At 56.0% G+C, this 19,598-nt stretch carries 16 protein-coding genes; 8 read left to right on the forward strand and 8 right to left on the reverse strand.

Going from position 1 to position 19,598, the window contains the following annotated elements:
• The first annotated feature begins 82 nt into the window (after positions 1 to 82).
• The gene (locus ACR0DT_RS06300; RefSeq protein WP_480709923.1) at positions 83 to 829 is read left to right on the forward strand and encodes an IclR family transcriptional regulator; all 747 of its coding nucleotides are present in this window, start codon (positions 83 to 85) and stop codon (positions 827 to 829) included.
• A gap of 152 nt (positions 830 to 981) precedes the next feature.
• Here the strand turns inward: ACR0DT_RS06300 and ACR0DT_RS06305 are convergent, their stop codons facing one another.
• Positions 982 to 2,484 (reverse strand): trimethylamine methyltransferase family protein, encoded by a 1,503-nt coding sequence (locus tag ACR0DT_RS06305; protein WP_480709924.1) that lies wholly within the window; start codon positions 2,482 to 2,484, stop codon positions 982 to 984.
• A 150-nt stretch (positions 2,485 to 2,634) separates the two neighbouring features.
• Between ACR0DT_RS06305 and ACR0DT_RS06310 the strand changes: the two genes are divergently transcribed.
• From ACR0DT_RS06310 to ACR0DT_RS06325, 4 genes are read left to right on the forward strand one after another with little or no spacing between them, the layout of a single operon-like run.
• Positions 2,635 to 3,840 (forward strand): aromatic ring-hydroxylating oxygenase subunit alpha, encoded by a 1,206-nt coding sequence (locus tag ACR0DT_RS06310; RefSeq protein ID WP_480709925.1) that lies wholly within the window; start codon positions 2,635 to 2,637, stop codon positions 3,838 to 3,840.
• 58 nt (positions 3,841 to 3,898) lie between these two features.
• A complete protein-coding gene (locus tag ACR0DT_RS06315; RefSeq protein WP_480709926.1) occupies positions 3,899 to 4,756 on the forward strand; it encodes an ABC transporter permease in 858 nt (285 codons plus the stop codon).
• Positions 4,753 to 5,586, forward strand: coding sequence for an ABC transporter permease (locus tag ACR0DT_RS06320; RefSeq protein ID WP_480709927.1), 834 nt, complete (start codon positions 4,753 to 4,755; stop codon positions 5,584 to 5,586). The genes ACR0DT_RS06315 and ACR0DT_RS06320 overlap by 4 nt, the downstream gene beginning before the upstream one ends.
• 1 nt (position 5,587) lies before the next feature.
• The gene (locus tag ACR0DT_RS06325; RefSeq protein ID WP_480709928.1) at positions 5,588 to 6,691 is read left to right on the forward strand and encodes an ABC transporter ATP-binding protein; all 1,104 of its coding nucleotides are present in this window, start codon (positions 5,588 to 5,590) and stop codon (positions 6,689 to 6,691) included.
• A gap of 107 nt (positions 6,692 to 6,798) precedes the next feature.
• On the opposite strand, the gene ACR0DT_RS06330 is transcribed toward ACR0DT_RS06325, so the two are convergent.
• Positions 6,799 to 7,860, reverse strand: a complete 1,062-nt coding sequence (locus ACR0DT_RS06330) for an extracellular solute-binding protein (protein WP_480709929.1) — start codon at positions 7,858 to 7,860, stop codon at positions 6,799 to 6,801.
• A 168-nt stretch (positions 7,861 to 8,028) separates the two neighbouring features.
• Here ACR0DT_RS06330 and ACR0DT_RS06335 point away from each other — a divergent pair, with 168 nt between their 5' ends.
• Positions 8,029 to 10,068, forward strand: coding sequence for an oxidoreductase (locus ACR0DT_RS06335; RefSeq protein WP_480709930.1), 2,040 nt, complete (start codon positions 8,029 to 8,031; stop codon positions 10,066 to 10,068).
• Between the two features lie 47 nt (positions 10,069 to 10,115).
• On the opposite strand, the gene ACR0DT_RS06340 is transcribed toward ACR0DT_RS06335, so the two are convergent.
• Genes ACR0DT_RS06340 through ACR0DT_RS06360 form a run of 5 tightly spaced genes read right to left on the reverse strand, consistent with a single transcriptional unit; the run spans position 10,116 to position 16,403 of the window.
• Positions 10,116 to 10,580, reverse strand: coding sequence for an N-acetyltransferase family protein (locus ACR0DT_RS06340; RefSeq protein ID WP_480709931.1), 465 nt, complete (start codon positions 10,578 to 10,580; stop codon positions 10,116 to 10,118).
• Positions 10,577 to 11,977 (reverse strand): aminotransferase, encoded by a 1,401-nt coding sequence (locus ACR0DT_RS06345; RefSeq protein WP_480710278.1) that lies wholly within the window; start codon positions 11,975 to 11,977, stop codon positions 10,577 to 10,579. The genes ACR0DT_RS06340 and ACR0DT_RS06345 overlap by 4 nt, the downstream gene beginning before the upstream one ends.
• A gap of 28 nt (positions 11,978 to 12,005) precedes the next feature.
• Positions 12,006 to 13,184, reverse strand: coding sequence for an aminomethyl transferase family protein (locus ACR0DT_RS06350; protein WP_480709932.1), 1,179 nt, complete (start codon positions 13,182 to 13,184; stop codon positions 12,006 to 12,008).
• Complete coding sequence (locus ACR0DT_RS06355; protein WP_480709933.1) at positions 13,184 to 14,755, reverse strand: phytoene desaturase family protein; 1,572 nt, start codon at positions 14,753 to 14,755, stop codon at positions 13,184 to 13,186. The genes ACR0DT_RS06350 and ACR0DT_RS06355 overlap by 1 nt, the downstream gene beginning before the upstream one ends.
• A 10-nt stretch (positions 14,756 to 14,765) precedes the next feature.
• Positions 14,766 to 16,403, reverse strand: a complete 1,638-nt coding sequence (locus tag ACR0DT_RS06360; protein ID WP_480709934.1) for a phytoene desaturase family protein — start codon at positions 16,401 to 16,403, stop codon at positions 14,766 to 14,768.
• Between ACR0DT_RS06360 and ACR0DT_RS06365 the strand changes: the two genes are divergently transcribed.
• Positions 16,402 to 17,214, forward strand: a complete 813-nt coding sequence (locus tag ACR0DT_RS06365; RefSeq protein WP_480709935.1) for a TetR family transcriptional regulator C-terminal domain-containing protein — start codon at positions 16,402 to 16,404, stop codon at positions 17,212 to 17,214. The genes ACR0DT_RS06360 and ACR0DT_RS06365 overlap by 2 nt on opposite strands.
• 418 nt (positions 17,215 to 17,632) lie before the next feature.
• Here ACR0DT_RS06365 and ACR0DT_RS06370 read toward each other — a convergent pair whose 3' ends face one another.
• Positions 17,633 to 18,529 carry a LysR family transcriptional regulator gene (locus ACR0DT_RS06370; RefSeq protein WP_480709936.1) on the reverse strand — a complete coding sequence of 299 codons (897 nt, stop codon included), beginning with the start codon at positions 18,527 to 18,529 and terminating at the stop codon, positions 17,633 to 17,635.
• Between the two features lie 123 nt (positions 18,530 to 18,652).
• On the opposite strand from ACR0DT_RS06370, the gene ACR0DT_RS06375 reads away from it, so the two are divergent.
• Positions 18,653 to 19,537 (forward strand): SDR family oxidoreductase, encoded by an 885-nt coding sequence (locus ACR0DT_RS06375; RefSeq protein WP_480709937.1) that lies wholly within the window; start codon positions 18,653 to 18,655, stop codon positions 19,535 to 19,537.
• Positions 19,538 to 19,598: the final 61 nt, after the last annotated feature.

A 19,598-nucleotide genomic window follows, 5' to 3' on the forward strand; every position in this document is an offset into this window, starting at 1 on the left:
ACTTGCACCGCATTGTGGTACAACACTAATAAATTACCAGGCATTCGAAATTACGATGCCAGGACAGGATGAGGTGGGTTAAATGACTGAAAAAGCGGATAAAGGTGGCATTCAGGTCATTTCCAGAGCGGCCTCTATTATGCGTGTTTTGAAAGAAAACCAATCCGGAATGAGCTTGGGAAAAATCGCCGAGCGCGTTGACCTGCCCCGTTCTACGGTACAGAGAATCACAAGCGCACTGGCTGCGGAAAAACTTGTTATAGCAGATGCAAATGGGGGTGGCTTGAGGCTCGGCCCCGAACTAAGCGCTCTCGCAGGCGCAGCGCAGTACAGCATCGTCGAACACTGCCGGCTTCTCTTGACGGAGCTAACCCAAAAAACCGGGGAAACCACAGACCTCGCTGTGATGCGTGGAATTGGCATGGTTTTTCTGGATCAGGTTCCGGGCGTTTACCGTTTGACCACGGTCTCGCAAGTAGGCGAAGTCTTTCCATTGACCACCACGGCAAATGGTAAAGCCTGTCTTGCGCAACTCACAAAAGAGGATGCGATCAAGCTAATCAGAAACGAATGGGACCGGAATGGCGTACATAGGAATATAGATGAGTTCCTGTCAGAATTGGATGTGATCCGAGAACACGGCCTAGCCTATGATTTAGATGAGCATTCTGGAGGTGTATCCGCAATTGGGTTTTCTTTCGTCGATTGGGTTGGCGATCTGCACGCGATCTCTATCCCGGTGCCCACTACTCGGTTTGCAAAACAGAGATCAACCATCGAAAAAGCGCTTCTTGAAACGGCCGCCAATATCCAACTAACTATCCGGTGAAAGTCCGCTTTTGCGTTCTCACAATTACTTGCCATGCCATTTTCGTTCCGAATAGCAGCCCTTTGTGCGTTTGCAGCATTTTCCAGCGCCAGCTGCCTCTGGTGTTCCGGGAAAATCGCCCGTGCTGCAACGCGATCAGCACTGCGACCAGGCTAGACTAAAAGGTTGCGATATTTTTCCGAAATTGCGGTCACTGCTGCCTTGGTTTCCAAAGGCAATTCAGGCTGCTGCAGTTCCGCCAATTTCTCTCGGAGGTCGTCGTCAAGTCGCGCAAACAAGTCTTGATCTGCTAACCCAGAATTGCTGAGCGGAATGTTCGGGCCAAAATACCGGGAATTCCAAACCTGGGTCCGGCAATTGTCGACCGTGTGCTGATGAGCGAGGAAGTTTCCAGTGGGGCCAACTTCTCGAATGAGATCAACAGCCATCTGGTCGGAAGATATTTCCAACCCCTGCCACATCTTTCGCAGCAGCCCTGCCAGATCGTCGCACAACAAAAGCGCGTGCAGCGAATAGGTCAGTCCCTGATCGAGCGAACCCATGTAGTCGATTGTGGCGGGACGGTTGTAGAACATCTGTGTCATGTTTGACGAAATTTCCCAGACCGCATCCTGATTGAAACGGCGGGCAACCGAACAGCCGCCGATGCCGGTCAGCGAGGGGAACCCCAGCGCGCGGCGCACTTGGCACATCGCCATGTCGGCAACCGAGGTCTGAGAGAAACTACCAATGGCACCTGTAGCAGGTTCCATGAAGTTCACATCCGAACACCCAACGCAGAAACTACCTTTAGCAGCCAACTGACCAAGCACGATGGCTGCGAAATCGGTCATCAGAGCATGGGTAATGCATCCGGCCAAAGTGATTGGTGAAGAGGCACCGCCAATCGGCAGAGTGCCGACGCCAACCGGAATACCTGCCCGAGCAGCATTGATGATCTGGTCCGAGTGGATCCGCGCGAGATTGACTGGCAGCGGTGTGATCAGATGCAAAAAATACGGCTTGGCTTTAAGTGCATCATGCGATCCGCGCAAGGCCGAGGCCATGTCGATTACCGCTTCCAAAGATGAAGGATGTTCGCAAAGGTATTCCAACGGTTTGATGGTGTTTTCCATCATGCATGCAAATTCGTCGATTTCGCCGAACTGGTTCGACTCCTCGACGTTCTTCACAGCGATGCAGACCGCATCAACATGCGGAAGCTTGTCCGCAACTCTTGTGATAAGGGCAAGGTCCTCGCGTGTCGAAGGTCGAGGCTCGCCGGTATTCTCATCATAGACTGCAATGCAGGTCATGCCAGGCATGAACCAAGTGTGATCGCAATCAATCGGAATGGGATTTTCTCCGTTGCGGTCCCATAAAGTGGTCATGCGGGCAGCGGTTTCCAGCGCCCTGCGGGTCACGGATTCCGGGATAGTAACGATCCCATTATCTAAAAAATTACAACCGGCACCCCGCAACAGACCGTCAGCTTCACCTCCTGCCTCAAAGACTACGCCTGAGGTGGCAAGCAGCTCGATGGCTGTGTTCACGATTTCATCAACCTGGGCTTGTGTAAGCGGCGTGTAGGCTGGAGTAGTCAGGGAATGCGGACCTTTGTTGACGACGACATCAGTGGGCAATGGAGATCTTCTGCGGCTTCTGTTTCGGCGCATTTCTCATGTCCTCAAAGTTTGAGCAGCTGCTCAAACTTGGCGCACTGCAATCGTCTTGTCTAGTCATCAAAACACATCTGCTGTAATTTTTTTATTTGAGCGCTCAAATAAAAACTGATAGTGATTCCCTTCAGAGGAAAGGAGATCCTTATGAAGGACGAAGTGCTGATTTACTCTGATCCCAGAGCCGGACGCACCGGGCTGCCCGCCTGGAGCTACACCAACCCAGAGCTCCTGGAAGAAGAAAAGGAGCTTCTGTTCCGACGACACTGGCAGCTTGTTTGCCACGTGAATGACGTTCCCGAACCCGGCGATTTCATGGCCGCGGATTTCACTGGCGAAAGGGCCTTGGTGGTCCGGGGGGCGGACGGTGAAGTTCGCGCCTTCCATAATCTTTGCCGCCACCGCGGAAGCCGCGTCGTGGCTGAAAACAAGGGTCATTGCAAGAACGCCATCATCTGCCCGTTTCATGGCTGGGCCTTCAATCTGGACGGAACGCTGCGCGGTGCAGCACGCCCCGAGACGCTACCGGATCTGGATCCGGTGGAGTGGGGATTGAAGCCGGTCGAGATGGACATTTGGCACGGCTTTGTCTTTGTCCGCTTCAAGGCGGGCCCGCAACCCAAGGTTTCAGAGGTGATGGCTCAGTTTGCAAAAGAGTTGGCTCCTTACAGCCTGGCAGAGCTTCTACCGGACGGGAATGGGATCAGCGTAACGGAAATCGCTGCAAACTGGAAATGCGTCCGTGATGTCGACAACGAAGGCTATCATGTGCCGCTAGCACACCCTGGTTTGCACGATCTCTTTGGGGCCAACTACGAAGATCAACCGTTCAGCAATGGCGCTGCCAGGTCCTTTGGTGGTTTCCGCCCCGGTTCCGGGCGTATGTGGAGCGTGCGCAATTACAAGAAGTTGCTGCCGAGAGCGGAGGCGTTAGATGACGAACACCAGGCGGCTTGGCTCTATCTGGGGCTTTTCCCAAATCTGGTGTTTGGCATCTACCCGGACTCAGTAATATTCTACCACGAGTTTCCGGTGGAGAACGGGCGCACCATCCAGCGAGCCGCCTGTTACAAACGACCGGCAGAGGATCGGCAACTGCGCGCTGCGCGCTATCTCAGCGGGCGGATCGACAGGATAACCTCGAAAGAAGATGAGCAGCTTATCGAATGGTGCTGGGAGGCGGCCTTCTCCAGTGGTTATGACGGCGTGATCCTATCAGATCTGGAGCACGGCGTTCGCAGCTACCACGATGAGTTGCGCAAGCTGTTTCCGATTCTGGAACATGCTGAACCCGACTCGGGGCAATTGAAGACCCGGAATGCAGAGCTTCTTGCACAGCTGGGCGAGACATGAGTACGAGCGCCGCCACGAACAGGGCGGCGCTCTTAATACCGGCCGGGAGGAGCCAGGAATGTTAACCGGAGAGAAGCGTCAGGGCCTCGCATTGATCAGCCCGACTTTACTCTATTCACTACTGTTGCTGGCCGCTCCGCTGGTGATGGTCGTGACTTTCAGCTTCTGGACCCAGAATTACCTCGAGCTCGATACGACCTTAACACTGGACAATTACCGCGAAGCTTGGAGCAAACCAATCTACCGCACCTTGTTGCTCCGCTCACTAAAGATTTCGCTGATTGTCACAGTGGTAACCGTGACCCTTGCGTTTCCGATCGCGTACTACCTGTCCTTCCACGTCAAGCACCGCAAGGCGTTGTGGTTGTTTCTGATCACCGTCCCCTTCTGGACCAGCTATCTGCTGCGGGTGTTTCTGTGGAAAGTGATCCTCGGATACAACGGCGTTTTAAATACCGCGCTCACCGGGATGGGCATCATAGACCAGCCGCTAACTTTCCTGTTGTACAACGCCAATGCGGTGGTGCTGACCCTGGCCCATGCCTGGGCGCCCTTCGCGATTCTGCCAATATTCGTAGCGCTGGAGAAGATCGATCGCTCGCTGCTGGAAGCTGCCGAGGATTTGGGCGACGGACCGGTGCGCAGGTTCTTTCGGATCACACTGCCGTTGGCAATGCCCGGGGTGGTAGCCTCTACCCTAATCGTACTGATCCCAACCATCGGAGATTTCATCACTCCGAAATTGGTTGGCGGTACCGACGGGTTGATGATCGCGAACATGATCCAAATTCAATTCGGCAAGGCAAATAACGCGCCACTGGGGGCGGCTCTGGCGATCTCTTCGATGCTGATCGTGGCTAGCATCAGCGCGGTGATCTTCTTTGCTGGCAAACGTTTTGGAGGCAAAGTGAAATGAACTCGGTACGTAAAGGGCTTTCCCCGAAATGGCTGGTTGTCTACGCCGTTGCCTACATGGTTTTTCTCTACGCACCGGTCATCCTGTTGCCGATGTTCGCTTTTAACGACGCCACAATCATTTCATTTCCACTGACCGGGTTTACCACCCAGTGGTTCGACGTGCTGTGGAAGACTGATGCCCTGCACGGTGCAGTACGAAATTCGCTGGTTGTCGGCGTCACGTCAGCGGTGCTGAGCACCATCCTCGGCGCCTGCGCAGCGCGGGCGGCAGCTCGCTACCGGTTCCCAGCCAAACGCGGCATCATGAGCTTCATAATGCTGCCGCTTGTGCTGCCAGAGATCATCGTTGCAGTGGCCCTGTTGGTTCTTCTGATTCAGCTGGGCATGCCGTTGTCGCTGGCAACCGTGGTACTGGGCCATGTACTGATCTGCACGCCCTTCGCCATCGCCATTCTGAACTCTGCATTTCAAGGGCTGGATCAAAGCTTGGAGGAAGCCTCGTACGACTTGGGTGAAAGCCGCTGGGGCACCTTCCGTCGCGTGGTTCTGCCATTGGTCATGCCTGGCATCGTGTCCAGCCTGCTGATCACTTTTACCATTTCGCTGGATGAATTCATCATCGCCTTTTTCCTGACCGGCACAGAAGTCACCCTGCCCGTCTATATCTGGAGCCAGCTGCGTTTTCCTGCCAAGCTGCCGTCTGTGATGGCGCTCGGGACTATCTTGCTGACTCTGTCCGTCCTACTCCTGATCCTTGCCGAGTGGTTCCGCCGCCGTTCAGCCCGGAAACAAGGTATCGAAGCTTCAGCTACCGGAGGATTTGCCTGATATGGCCACCCCATCCCCAAAACCCATCATCGACCTCACCGGCGTCACCAAAAATTTTGGTAGCTTTCAAGCCCTAAAAGGCATTGATGCGACCATCTACGAGGGCGAGTTCTTTTCTCTGCTGGGCCCTTCGGGCTGCGGCAAGACCACCCTGCTACGCATGATCGCCGGGTTTGAGACGCCAACGGACGGCTCTATCGTTATCGCAGGCCAAGATATGGAGGGCGTTCCCGCCAACCGCCGCCCCACCAATATGGTGTTCCAATCTTATGCAATCTTCCCACATCTCAGCGTAGCAGAGAACGTCGGCTATGGCTTGAAGACCCGCAAGATGCCCAAGGCTGAAATCGCCCACGAAGTGGAGCAGGCGCTGAAAATGGTGGATCTTGGCGGGTTGGGCGATCGCGCTGCCCACGAGTTATCCGGGGGTCAGCGTCAACGGGTTGCTCTGGCCCGAGCACTGGTGATGAAGCCTAAGGTTGTGTTGTTGGATGAGCCTTTGTCCGCGCTCGACAAAAAGCTGCGCGACCAAATGCAAGTGGAACTGCGCCAACTCCAGCAAAAGCTTGGTATTACTTTTATTCTGGTGACCCATGACCAGGAAGAGGCACTGACCATGTCCGACCGGATCGCCGTTATGTTCGAAGGCAGGATTGCACAGCTCGCCAGCCCGGAAGAGTTGTACCGCCGCCCGGTGGACAAGCGTGTTGCTTCGTTTATCGGAGTAATGAATTTCCTCGACGCCAAAGCCTCGGGGCGTATGAACGGCCATCTGGCGCTCGATATTCCGGCGCTTGGCAGTATCGAGTTACCAACAGCGCAGATCCCCGAAGGAATGGACACTCAGAACCTGGATTCGATTGGCATCCGACCGGAGATGCTGACTATCCTCTTTGATGGCAGCGAACCGACCGAGCAGGTGGCCAGGGGGCAGGTAACTGGAACCGCCTATTATGGCGACATGACCTATTACAGCGTGCGCCTGCCCGGCCATACCGCGGACGTGACAATCTCTATGCGTAACACCGCAGGCCGTTCCATTGTTCCTCCCGGCAGCGAGGTTCCGGTGGGCTGGGGCGCTGACTCCATCGTATTGTTCCAGTGACCCTGTTTGCCTTAGTTGGTCGCCCGGAATAGCATCAAGTTGTGGAAAACAAGAAACGCCCCACCAATTTTGTGGGGCGTTTCTTCTTTCGTGAATACAAGGCGGCTTCAGAAACCAGCTTTAATCAGTTCGAATTCAGCGATCATCTTCTCGCGCAGGCCCGAAGGCACCGGCGCTTGCCACAACGTCTTGGCCCGCAGACTTTCACTGCTGTCCAGCCCCATTGCGGCGAGGTCGTCCGCGTTCATTTCCGCCATGGCCTTTGCGTTGCCGTGGCCATAGCCCCAGCTGGACACAAGATAATTAGCGGTTTTAGGTTCCAACCAAGCGTTGATGAAGTCATAGAACTTGTCTTCAGAGCCGGGCGAATTGGCTAGCTTCGCATAACCACAGACCCAGCTGGACGCACCCTCTTCTGTGTCGCGCTTGATTGCGATTGGGTGACCTTCATAGGTCATCGTCGAATAAGTCTCGTTCCAGGCCCAGGCCAGATAGACCTCACCGCTTTGCATCAGCTGTGCCAGCGATGCGCCATCGGACCAGTAGGTGCGAACATTCTGGTGCACCGCGCGCAGGAAATCAGATGCTGCCTGAAACTGTTCGTCCGTGGCATTGGTCCAGTCTGTGACTCCAGTGGCGAGGAAACCCAATGCATAGGCGTCATCTACATTGTCGCCTATCGAGATCCGCCCCTGATGCTTGGGATCTGCAAAGGCCTGTAGGGTTGTCACATCCGCATCGTTTAGATGTTCGGTGTGATAGGTGACGGCAGTGTTACCCCAATCCGCTGGAATGAAATAGCTCTGGCCGTCCTTGGTGTAGGCTTCAATGTCGCGGAAACTCGGCTCTAACTCGTCCCAGCGCTCAATACGCGCAGTATCCAGTGGGGCAAGCAACCCGGCCTCAATCCACTTTGGAACCGACTGTGAACAGGGATGGGCGACGTCTGCGTGGAAACCGGAACGCAATTTCTGGAACGCTTCCTCCTCGTCACCGAAGAAAGCGAAGGTCGGCCCGTCCCCATGTTTTTCGATGTAAGCAGAGAAGAACTCAGGGTCTTCGTAACCGGCCCAGTCAAAAACGGTCAGTTCCGCATCGTCGGCCAATCCAGTACCTGCCTGAAGTGACAAGGCCATGCCAAGTGCAGTGGCTGTTTTCAGAATTTTCATGAAAGTCTCCCTGTTGCTGCGGCCCTGATTTCCTGCCTTTTGCCTCCTCCGGCGCAGGTAGGGGCGTAGTAAAAAAAAGGTTAAAAGGGAATCTGACTTGACACAAGAATTATTTGAGCGCTCAATCAAATTATGACGCAAAACCTGCCTATCGAAGGGTAACTACTGATGCGCGATTCTCGCCATGACATCCTCTTCCAGCCACTGAAAATCGGCCCCGTGGAGACGAAGAACCGTTTTTATCAAGTGCCACATTGCGCAGGCATGGGGTGGCGTCGCCCGCGCACCGTCGCGGCAATGCGGGGGATGAAGGCGGAAGGCGGCTGGGGGGTTGTGAACACTGAATTCTGCTCGATTCATCCAACTTCGGATAACGACTACTACCCCTATGCCGCGCTGTGGGACGAGGATGATATTCGGGCCAACCAGTTGATGACCGACGCCGTACGTGAACATGGCGCGCTGGCCGGGGTGGAGCTGTGGATAGGCGGCGGTATGGTGACGAATTTCGGCACCCGGCTTGCCCCACTGGGAATGCGCAATCGTCCTCAGACAGATTCCACCGTGCTGCATCCGGGACAGGCGCGCAAAATTGATCGCGAGGACATCCGCAACATCCGCAAATGGCATCGCGACGCCGCCATGCGTGCAGTCGAAGCTGGATTTGACATCGTTTATGTCTATGCCACCCACGGCTACCTGCTGTCGGAATTCCTCGACCCGGTGAACAACACACGCACTGATGAATACGGCGGCAGCCTGAGAAACCGGGTTCGGCTGGTGCGCGAACTCATCGAGGAAACCAAAGAGGCCGTTGGTCACAAATGCGCCGTGGCCACCCGTTTCAGCGTTGGGCTGGACGATGCCGAAAGCTATGATGCCTTCGCCATGCTGGCGGACCTGCCAGACTTGTGGGACCTAGTGGTGCCCGACTACGGGGTTGAGATGGGGGCGAGCCGTTTCGTCAAAGAAGCGTCTTTTACGGATAGTATCGCGCGGGCAAAATCACTGACCACCAAACCCGTTGTGGCGGTGGGGCGTTACACCTCACCTGACACCATGGCGCAGGTGATCCGCCAGGGCGGGCAGGATCTAATCGGTGCTGCACGCCCGTCAATCGCTGACCCGTTCCTGCCAAAGAAAATTGAAGAAGGCCGCAGCGAAGACATACGCGAGTGCATCGGTTGCAACATCTGCTACGCACATGACTCACTTGGTGTGCCACTGCGCTGCACCCAGAACCCGACCATGGGCGAGGAATGGCGCCAAGGCTGGCATCCCGAGAAAGCCGGGCGCAGCGAGAAACCTGAAAAAGTGCTGGTTGTCGGAGCAGGACCCGCCGGGCTGGAAGCTGCCCGAGTTCTGGGCGAGCGCGGCCATTCGGTAATGCTGGCCGAAGCAAGCCGCGTACTAGGAGGCCGCGTCACCCGTGAGTCCCGTTTGCCAGGGATGATTGAGTGGGCCCGCGTACGCGACTGGCGTGTTGGGCAGATCGAAAAACTGCCCAACGTGGAAATCTACCCAGAAAGCCCTCTGACAGCATCCGATGTGCTGGATCTTGGCGCCTCCCATGTGATCGCCGCCACGGGGGCGGTCTGGGCGACGGATACCATCGGGCGGCATTCGGATACCGGCTTGGAGGAGGAAGCGCCCGGCATGGTCGTGTCGGCGGAGACTGTGCTAACTGGGGAACCCCTCAACGCGGATCATGTGATGATCTACGATGACGATCACTACTACCTCGGCTCAGTTCTGGCCTTGAAGCTGCGCAAGGACCGGCACCGGGTCACGCTGGTGACACCCGCTGGTCGCCCTTGCGATTGGGGCCAATGGACGACCGAGGTTTACCAATCCAATGCCGCCTTGATTGAGGCGGGCGTTGCAGTCGTACCCAACCGGATGTTGGTGGCGGCCCACGAGGGAGAGGCAGTCCTGTCCTGCATGTTCTCAGAGAACCGCAGTACTCATGCCTGCGATGCAATTATCCCGCTTACCCGCCGCCTGCCGGTGCTGGATCTCTATGATGGTCTAAAGGGTATGGGAGATGGATTGCACGAGTCCGGCATCAAGTCAGTAATCCGCATTGGCGACGCCGAAGCCCCCCATATCATTGCCGCCGCAGTGCAAAGCGGCTACCGCGCCGCGATGGACCTTGGAGAGGAAGTTGATCTTGCCCGAAAATACGGGCGCCGCGAACACACGGTTTGAACCGGCAAACCGGTCTCTATCGGGCGAGTTACCTCGCCATCAGCGGTTCAGCTGTTGATCTCATAGACAATAAAGGGGGTTTTCTCAGCTACTTTGTCATAGAGGATTCTTCCTGTGTAGTTGAACTCCTGTGTCATCCAGTAAAGGCTAGGGATGCCAGCCAATAGCGCACGCTGACGTACCGCCTCGATCAAGGCGCCGCCCACCCCTTGCCCCCGTACCAACGGGTCAGCAAAAAGGTCCATAAGATAGCAGGTGTCCTTGGTTGACCAAAGCGTTCGGTGAAAAAGGTAGTGCGCCAACCCGACCAAACGGCCATCCAATTCAGCTACCACCCCTTGGAACTCACGATCACTCTCTTTCAGAAGCCGCGCCCAGGCCGTCTCATAGACCGCCTCCGGCAAAGTTGTTTCGTAAAACTCCAGATAGCTAGTCCAAAGGCGTCGCCATTCGACTTCATCTGCGGCGGTTAGTGGTCGAATTGTGAGGGCGTCACGCTTAATTGAGGTCATTTCTGATTGAGCGCAGTGTGACACTCTCCCTTAGCTAACGCAGTTTCCACCTGCTGAATGGCGCGTTCAAGGATGTCGAACATTTCGTCGATCTGCTCCAAAGTGATGATCAGCGGTGGCGAGAACACAGCCATGTTGATCAGCGGCCGCACGATCAGGCCCATCTCTTCGCAGGCGGCATCGATCATCGCGCCAAGCTTGCGCTCGGCTTCCAGATCCTCCGCCCGGCATTCGATACATCCCAAAAGTCCTTCACCGCGGGCATCGCCGACGATTTCAAACTTCATAAGTTCGCACAGGCGTGCTTGAAAATGCGGGGTGACGGTGCGGACATGCTCCAGGATACCTTCTCGCTCAATGATCTCGATATTCTTCAGCGCTGCGATGCAAGAGACCGGATGACCTGAATAGGTGTACCCATTTGTGTAGGAAGACGGTGTACCCAAGTGACTCATCTGTTCCATAACCCGGTCTGAAATGATGCATGCGCCCAAAGGCAAATAACCAGAGGTCAGACCCTTTGCGCAGGTGATCATGTCGGGCTGAATACCGAATACTTCCTCGGAAGCAAACCAATGACCCAGCCGACCGAAACCGGTCACCACCTCGTCAGAGATGTACAAGATATCGTTGGCGCGGCAGAGCTCCCAAGTCCGTTTGTGGTAGCCGGGAGCAGGCACAATGACGCCTCCGGAGGAAAGGATCGGCTCGGCAATGAAAGCGCCAATGCTTTCCGCGCCAATCTCTGCAATGGCGGCAGCTAGGTCGGCGACTTTGTTATCGCACCAATCCTCGACGCTCATGCCCGCAGGACGGCGATAGGGGTTCACGTCGGGCAGGAAATGCACCAGGCGCATCTCAAAATCGAAGTGGCTTTGGTCGCGCTCTTTGCCGGTTACCGAATGGGCCAGATAGGTCGAGCCGTGATAGCCCTTTTCTCGGGCGATGATCTTCTTCTTCTGCGGTATGCCACGACGGTTGTTCATGTACTGCATCGTACGCAACGCCGTATCCACGGCCGTCGAGCCACCGGTAGTAAAGAAGACGTTGTTCAAATCGCCGGGTGCCATATCGGCAATCTTCTTGGCGAGCATCGCCGATGGTTCAGTGGTGTTGGTAAAGGGAGAAGTATAGGGCAGTTTCATGACCTGCGCGGCGATAGCATCGGCCATCTCCTGACGCCCATAGCCGATCTGGGTGCACCACATACCGCCGGGCCCGTCGATGTAGCGCTTTCCGGAGGCGTCCCACAGGTGAATCCCATCGGCGGTCTCCATCAGCATGTTGTCGTATCCGCGCCAGTCGTCCATTGCCATCCAGGGGTGCAATTGATGGGCGCGATCCCACTCATGCAGCGTGTCGGGGCTCGGCTCGTTGGAAAACGTATTCGGTTTCATTTTTGTCATTGGAAGTACCTGATCCGATTTAGAACGGGCGTGGCGGGGTTGACCGCGCGCGGCTATTGATGAAAAAGGGTTTGTCTTCGATGGTGACTGGCACAAGGCGCTTGTCCCATTGACCCTCTTCGTTGACATAAACTTCAGCCCAGAGGTCATCGGTGATGCCCTCGCCGAAAGGCGCTTTGAACTCGGCCAGCGCGATATTGCGCTTGGTCGTGGGAGACCACACGCCAGAGGTCACGTGCCCCACTTCTTTCTTCTTCTTGTGATAGATCAGAGCGCCATCCGCGGGTTTGAACCCGCCAATATCGATCTTGCGCAGGTGATAACGCAGGCCGGATTGTCGTTGCTTCAGTAATGCACGGCGCCCGTTGAAATGGCCCTTGGTGAAATCCACCATTTTAGCGAAGCCCAGCTCCAGCGGGCTGCGGCCGCGCCCCAAGCGCATAGCAGTGTGAACAGGTTGGAAGTCGAAACCAGCCGCGACGAACCCTGCCTCGATCCGGCAGATATTGAGCGCCTCGAAGCCGATCGCTTTCAACCCCCAATGGCTGCCTGCCGCCCACAACCGGTCCCACAAGTCCAACGCGTTGCCGTTCGGAACCCAAAGCTCATAGCCGAGATCGCCGGTGAACCCGGTGCGCGATACCCAGAGATCCGGTTCGATTTCGCGCCAGTCGAAGGGCTTCATCACTCCAACATCACCCAGGCCTGCATCCTTCAACAGCGAGTACGAGGTCGGCCCCTGCAATGACAGCGCCCCGATGTCCTGGCTCTCGTCCACGATTTCTGTGTCAAATCCCCAGGCGGTGTCGAGAAGCCATGTATACATCGGCTCCTGGCAGCAAAGGCGGAAATCTGTTTCGGAGTAGCGGAACATGGTGCCATCGTCGATCACCATGCCCTCTTCGTCGCACCATAGAACATAGCCGACCCGTCCGTCGCGCAGCTTGGCGGCGTCGCGGGTCACCAGCCGGTTCACGACCTCCAATGCGTCCGGCCCGGAAATGCGATATTTGTGCATCGGTGAAATGTCGAACAGGGTTGTCTGATTGCGGATGGCGAAATATTCAAATTCCACCGTGTCCAATGTGGCGGGCGAGACATAACCCGCCCAACTGGTCCAACTCTTGGCCGTACTAAGCGCCTCCAGCCGCGGCTGGAACGGAGTTTCAATCAGGCCAATGGGAACATGTTTGGTCATCAGAGCACCCCGTCCTTCAATATCTGCATTGCGCTGTTACGGCCGGCCAAACCGGTCACGTCTCCGCCCGGATGGGCGCCCGCACCACAGAGGTAGTAGCCTTCGGGTCCAAACCGGTAATGCGCCATACCGTTGGCGGGCCGCACCGTTAGAATCTGGTCGATGCCCATCTCAGCATGATGCCAATGCCCGCCCGGCGCGCCTGTTCGCGCCTCGATACAGGCGGGACTAAGCACCTGCTTCTCAATGACCAATGCCCCAATGCCGGGTGCGTACTTTTCCAGCGTAGCAATTGTGATCGCCGCAAGCCTTTCACGCGCGGCATCATTCCAGCCGCCCTCCAGCCCGTAGGGAACAGAAGTGACCACAGCGGAGATCACATGCCGCCCGTCTTTGACCAGCGTTGGGTCTGTCAGGCTGGGAATGATCGCTTCAATAACTGGGTTTTCCGGCATCTCTCCGTATTTTGCCGGGTTGAAGGCGCGTTCCACATAAGTTGCACTGGGGGCGATCAATAGTCGGCTTGCCGCAAGGTCGGTATTGTGGCCGGTGAACTCTGGCGCGCCGTTCAGCACCAGATTGACCTTAGCAGCCGAGCCTTTGCAGCGCTGGTTGCGCATTCGCCGGACGGCTTCGACGTCGTAGTGTTTTGCGCCTGCCAGCATCATCGCGGGCATCGGGCCTGTATTGCTCAATACTGCCCGGGCAGAGATTCGGGTACCGTCCTCGAGCACCACGCCTGCTGCATGATCGTTTTCAACCAACACCCGGGCCACGCCGCAGCCAGTAAGGATTTCAGCCCCGGCGGCGCGAGCCGCAGTCTCAAACGCAGCAGAAACTGCGCCCATCCCGCCCATTGGCAGCTGCGCACCGCCGCCCTGCCCCATGCGGTACATCAAGGTAAAAACAGTCCCTGGCGAGCGCGGACCTGCATAAGCGCCGCGCACCGCATCCGCTGCCAACGCTCCGGCCAGCGGGCTGTCCTCAAGATCGTCCAATATCAAGTCATAGGCGTTGGACAGGAGCACGCGGAGAAACTCGCGCATGTCTTTTTTGCCTATCCGCTTTAGATCCAGCCCCAGCTTTGCCAACCCGCCAAGTTCGGTGAGCGCATTCAGGCTGGTCAAGCCGCCTTCAAACGACGGAGGGGATTTCGTAGAAAGCTGGCCCAGCAAACCCGCAAACAGAGTCAAACGGCGCATCAATTCGGCAAAGGGCGCAGCTTCGGGATGAGGTCGGCCGTCTACCATTTCTGCCTTACCATCACGGATGATCGCATGGTTACCGTCTTCTGATAGCGACACTGAAGCTAGCTTGCGCAATTCCAAGGGAGCACGTGCTGACCCAAGGCCCAACTCTTTCGTCACTTTAGGGTGAAGGTTGTAAAGCAGATGCGCGATCTCCGGCACCTGAATCCCTCCTGCAAGCGTGGTGTTGCGCGCCATACCGCCTGCAGTCTCGTTCTTTTCGATCACGCAGACCGATTTACCCTTACGGGCCAGCGTCGTAGCCGCAGCCAGCCCGTTATGACCCGCGCCAATGACAATCGCATCATAGGTAGGTGTCGTCATCATTTACTCCTCAGGCTGCGTAGCCGGTCATTGCGTTGCTTTTGCCAATGTTGCGCAGGATTTCTTTGGCCGCGTTCGCACCCGGCGCCGCCATCACCCCACCGCCCGGATGGGCTGAGGAACCGACGATATACATGCCATCAATCGGCGTATCGTATTGCGCGTAGCCGGGGACCGGACGGTTAAAGAGCAGCTGATCAAAGGTAAGCTCGCCCTGAAAAATGTTGCCTTCGGTAAGGCCGACTTCTTGCTCGATATCCCAAGGGGTGCGGATTTCAGCATGTAGAGTCTTGCTGCGGATGTCGGGGCAGGCCTGTTCCAGTTTGTCGAAGACACAATCGGCAAAGGCGCCGCGGGTCTGGCCATTCCAGTTGGTTCCGGCGCGCACGCCGCCCACTTCAAGATCATAGGGCGCGTATTGCACAAAGACGGTCATCATGTGTTTGCCCGGTGGGGCCATGGTCGGGTCGATCTGACTGGGGATCAGCATGTCGAAATAGGGGTTTTGCGACCAGCGCCCCTCTTTCCAATCGTCATAGGCACGTTCCAGTTCGTTCAGACTTTCGGCGCAATGCAAATCGCCGCGCAAGAAAGGCGCACGCTTGGGCGCGGCTGGAAACTCGGGCAAGGCGTCCAGTGCAATGTTCAATTTGCCCGAGGAGCCGCGAATCTTGAACCTTTTGACTGCCTTCAGGAAATCGGTGGGCAGGTGCTGCAGCTCGGTATGTTCCAGAAAAGTACGCTTCACATCCATATTGGAGGCTACTAAGGGCGCGCGATAATCATCGCCGTTTTCCAACGCGACCCCTGTGACCCTGCCATTGGAAACCAAAAAGCGGTCGACGCCAGAGCCGGTTACGATAGTGCCGCCTGCTTCCTCAAAACAGGCTCCAAGCGCGTTGGAGATTGCCCCCATGCCGCCACGGGCAAAGCCCCAAGCCCCAATCGCGCCGTCCACGTCGCCCATGTAGTGATGTAGCAAAACATAGGCTGTGCCGGGCGAATAGACGCCCAGTCCGGTACCGATGATCCCTGCCCCGGCTATGTGCGCCTTGATCAGATCATTCTCGAAATGTTCGTCTAGGAAGTCGCCGATTGACATCGACCAAAAGCGCAGGGTCTCGCCCAACTCCTTCTTGCCAAGCCCATGCGCCTGTTTGATCAGAAACAGCAGCTCGCCGATGTCGCGCGGCTTTAACGATGTGGGGTCCGGTGCGTTTCGCAACAAGAAAGGCCGAATGAAGCGGCATTGCCGGATCACTGTCTGGCTGAACCGGTCATAGGCATCTGCATCATGCGCACTGTGGCGACTTATTTCCCGGCGCAGAGCGTCATGGTCCGACATATAGGCGAAATAACCGCCGTCGCTGCTAAAGCTTGCACCACCTTCATAGGGGATTACCTGCAACCCATATTTTGGCAGTTCCAGGTCGCGAACGATTTCGCGACGAAGCAACGAACAGACATAGGAGCAGTTGGAGTAGGTCCAACCTTCATGCAGCGACCGGCTCACAGCTGCGCCACCGATCCAATCGTTCTTTTCCACAACCAGAACCCTCAGCCCTGCCTTAGCCAAGTAGCAGGCTGTAGTCAGGCCATTGTGCCCTGCCCCTGCGACGATCGCGTCATATCTGTCGTGCTGCCCCATGAATCTCTCCTGGCTCGACCTTTGTCAGGTGGAGCGTAGAGGAGAAGATATTTTTCGTAAAGTTTTTTTGAGCGCTCAAATAAAAATAAGTGGGCTGACAGGAACAGCGAATTGTGGAACAAGGGAAAAAGTTGAAGTTTGGTTTGGATTTCTCATGGTGGCATCAAAGGGCAGCGGCAGGAAGCCGCGCAAGGAACGCAAGGAAAACGCCGATATGCGACGGCGTCAGATTCTCGATGCGACTCTTAAGTCGATTGTGACTAACGGGCTTGCCAAGACTACGCTGGCGACCGTCGCCAATGAAGCCGGGCTGTCCCAGGGTGTGGCAGTCTTCTATTTCAAGTCAAAAACCGGAATCTTAACTGAAGCCCTGCGGGATCAGTACCAAACCTACGAGGCCCACTGGGTGGCGGCATTGGGCAAGGCAGCAGAAGACCCCGCGACCCGGTTGCGCACAATCATCGAGGCGGATTTTAGCCCCAAAATCTGCAATTCCAATGCGCTCGCCATCTGGTTTGCCTTCTTCGGGGAACAGAATTTTGTTCCACAATATGCCGAAATTAACCGCGAATTTGAGGACAAACGGTCCAAGATGCTCAGCGAGATCTGCCATCAGCTGGTGCCGGAAGACCCTGACAAGGCCAGTTTAGCTGGCGGCTGGATCGATACGCTGACTGACGGTTATTGGCAGAAACTGCATCTGTTCCCACACATCTACTCACGTGAAGGGGCGCTGACACAGACACTAAATTTCCTTCAAACGCTATTCCCCAGCCATGCGGAGGCATTCCAAGCAAAGGTTGGGAAGTAGACCAAACAGCAGCCTTGCAAACGACTTAGATCACTCTAAGGGCAGCCGAAGAATAAGCGACTTCTACCTTAACCTAATCATTCGGTCAGCCTCTCTTCGGAGTGTGTATTCAAACTTGACTATTAGCATTTGCTTATGAAAGTCCGCAGCGTTTTCGCCGGTTCGAGCCAGCTGCAATTTCTATCCTGAATGTCTTCTTGTCGGACCTACAACAAATTATGCTGCTGCCGCGGCGAACGACAGCTTTTTTGGCCCTTATCTGCCATTGGCTTATACACGACACCGCAGTACAGCAGCCAGTAAATCCAGACCGTCGCCGCATGTGCGCGCTTCAGGAAAAGTTGAATGGGTAAGCGACGACTAAAACCGTCACTCAAGCCGCTGTCGGCAGTAACTTTTTGAGCAATCAGGTTGTGCCCTATCCCGTTTCGACATCCTGAAGAAGTGCGGGGATCAGTTTCTCAGCCAGCGATGCGACCGCGTCGACGCGCGCGATGCGCCGTATCCCTGGGCGATAGGTTAGAAACACCGAATATGGCCGCGACATGTGGTTGGGAAGACATCTGACCAGCCGACCATCGGTCAGGGCGTCCGCCAGCATAAACTCTGGCAGAAAAGCGTAGCCTTGTCCGGTCACAGCCAGGTCGAACAACACCGGGAAACTTCGAGTTGCGAAGGGTCCGCTGACCTGTATTGGAGATGCATCCTTGGGCGAAATGAATGTCCAGGTGGTCTCTGCAACGTCACTGCGGAACGTCAGGCAAGGTTTGTCGCTTAGGTCGCTTGGCGCGTTTACCGGGAAACGTGTCGCGAGCTCCGGTGCAGCAACCAACCAGCATGAAAAGCTACCGAATTCCTTTGCAACCAGGCGATCATCGTCGAACGTGCCTATTCGAAAGGCCAGATCCGTGCTTGGGTCCTGCATATCTTCAAAATCATAAGCCGAACGCATGACCAAAGTGAGATCGGGAAACCTGTCTCGCACCGCCGGAAGCAGCTTCGCGGCGATGAGCGACCCGAATTCAACGGTCGCAGCGATATTGACCTGTCCAGACACATCCCCGGCTTCTTCGCGCGCAATGTCATCGAGAAGATCAATTTCGGCGAGAATGGATTGAATGCGCTGATGCAGCCGGATGCCTGTAGGGGTCAGCTTGACTGACCTGCCACTGCGTTCTAGCAGTTTGACACCAAAATGCTCTTCGAGCCGAGAGATGTGCCGGCTGACCCCGGACTTCGCCATGTTCAGATGGTCGGCTGCAACACTGATACCCCCCAGACGCGAGACGGTATGAAAGCTGATGAGGGCGGGCATGCCGACTGTTCTAATATTCACAACCATTTGTTCATCTTGATACGTCTGTTGCTTTTTTCTGACAATACTTAACTTCGGCTCATCAGACGGTCCCAGTCAGGGATCACATGTAGGAGAAAGCAAATGAACATTCTCGTCACAGGGGCCAGCAGCGGGTTTGGCAATCTGATCGTGGCTGACTTGATCAAAGCCGGGCATCGAGTCGCAGGGACGGTTCGTGATCCGAACGGACGCAATCAGGACGCAGCCAGAGCGCTGCGAGAAATCGGTGTCGAAGTGGTCAATATCGATGTGACCGATGACGCGTCGGTCGAAGCAGGTGTTGCCGAGGTCGTTGCTGCCTTTGGCCACGTCGATGTCCTGGTCAACAATGCGGGTGCCGGTGCACATGGCTTACAGGAAAACTTCTCCGGGGAAGACTTCCAACGCATCTTCGACGTGAACGTCTTTGGGGTCCAACGCATGACGCGCGCGGTGCTGCCGAAGATGAGAGAGCGGCGATCCGGGTTGATCTTGAACGTCACCAGCCTTCTTGGTCGTGTCACCATTCCGTTCCTGGGGCCCTACAATGCTGCCAAATGGGCGGTTGAAGCTATTAGCGAGAACTATCGCTGGGAGTTGAGCCAATTTGGTGTCGACGTGGCGGTGATTGAGCCGGGCGGCTTCCCGACGAATTTCTTTGCCAACCTTATTGCTCCGACGTCGCGCGACCGGGATGTAAGCTATGGCGAGTTTTCAAGCGCCCCTGAGGCCATGCTTCAAGGCATGGGAGAGGCCCTGGCAAACAATCCCTTGCAAGTGCCGCAAATCGTGGCAGACGCAGTACTGAAGGTTATCCATACCCCCGCAGGCCAACGCAAATTCCGCAATGAAGTGGACAAAAGCGGCATGTCCGAGCCTGTTATTCCGATTAACGAGCAGGCGGAAGCGGCCACCAAAGCGCTCTTTACCGCTTATGGTATGGAAGGCATGATGACGCTTAACTCGGCCGTCACTGACGCAGCGTGATACTTGCGTTAAGCCCGGATAGGAGTCTGGGCTTGCCGCCCGACTTCCGCAATCGAAAAGG

This window comes from Ruegeria sp. BI11, assembly GCF_056538005.1.

Excerpts from the sequence above, each read along its gene's own strand:
- ACR0DT_RS06300 (WP_480709923.1), top strand. The coding sequence starts at position 83 with ATGACTGAAAAAGCGGATAAAGGTGGCATTCAGGTCATTTCCAGAGCG.
- ACR0DT_RS06305 (WP_480709924.1), bottom strand. The coding sequence starts at position 2,484 with ATGCGCCGAAACAGAAGCCGCAGAAGATCTCCATTGCCCACTGATGTC.
- ACR0DT_RS06310 (WP_480709925.1), top strand. The coding sequence starts at position 2,635 with ATGAAGGACGAAGTGCTGATTTACTCTGATCCCAGAGCCGGACGCACC.
- ACR0DT_RS06315 (WP_480709926.1), top strand. The coding sequence starts at position 3,899 with ATGTTAACCGGAGAGAAGCGTCAGGGCCTCGCATTGATCAGCCCGACT.
- ACR0DT_RS06320 (WP_480709927.1), top strand. The coding sequence starts at position 4,753 with ATGAACTCGGTACGTAAAGGGCTTTCCCCGAAATGGCTGGTTGTCTAC.
- ACR0DT_RS06325 (WP_480709928.1), top strand. The coding sequence starts at position 5,588 with ATGGCCACCCCATCCCCAAAACCCATCATCGACCTCACCGGCGTCACC.
- ACR0DT_RS06330 (WP_480709929.1), bottom strand. The coding sequence starts at position 7,860 with ATGAAAATTCTGAAAACAGCCACTGCACTTGGCATGGCCTTGTCACTT.
- ACR0DT_RS06335 (WP_480709930.1), top strand. The coding sequence starts at position 8,029 with ATGCGCGATTCTCGCCATGACATCCTCTTCCAGCCACTGAAAATCGGC.
- ACR0DT_RS06340 (WP_480709931.1), bottom strand. The coding sequence starts at position 10,580 with ATGACCTCAATTAAGCGTGACGCCCTCACAATTCGACCACTAACCGCC.
- ACR0DT_RS06345 (WP_480710278.1), bottom strand. The coding sequence starts at position 11,977 with ATGAAACCGAATACGTTTTCCAACGAGCCGAGCCCCGACACGCTGCAT.
- ACR0DT_RS06350 (WP_480709932.1), bottom strand. The coding sequence starts at position 13,184 with ATGACCAAACATGTTCCCATTGGCCTGATTGAAACTCCGTTCCAGCCG.
- ACR0DT_RS06355 (WP_480709933.1), bottom strand. The coding sequence starts at position 14,755 with ATGACGACACCTACCTATGATGCGATTGTCATTGGCGCGGGTCATAAC.
- ACR0DT_RS06365 (WP_480709935.1), top strand. The coding sequence starts at position 16,402 with ATGAATCTCTCCTGGCTCGACCTTTGTCAGGTGGAGCGTAGAGGAGAA.
- ACR0DT_RS06360 (WP_480709934.1), bottom strand. The coding sequence starts at position 16,403 with ATGGGGCAGCACGACAGATATGACGCGATCGTCGCAGGGGCAGGGCAC.
- ACR0DT_RS06370 (WP_480709936.1), bottom strand. The coding sequence starts at position 18,529 with ATGCCCGCCCTCATCAGCTTTCATACCGTCTCGCGTCTGGGGGGTATC.
- ACR0DT_RS06375 (WP_480709937.1), top strand. The coding sequence starts at position 18,653 with ATGAACATTCTCGTCACAGGGGCCAGCAGCGGGTTTGGCAATCTGATC.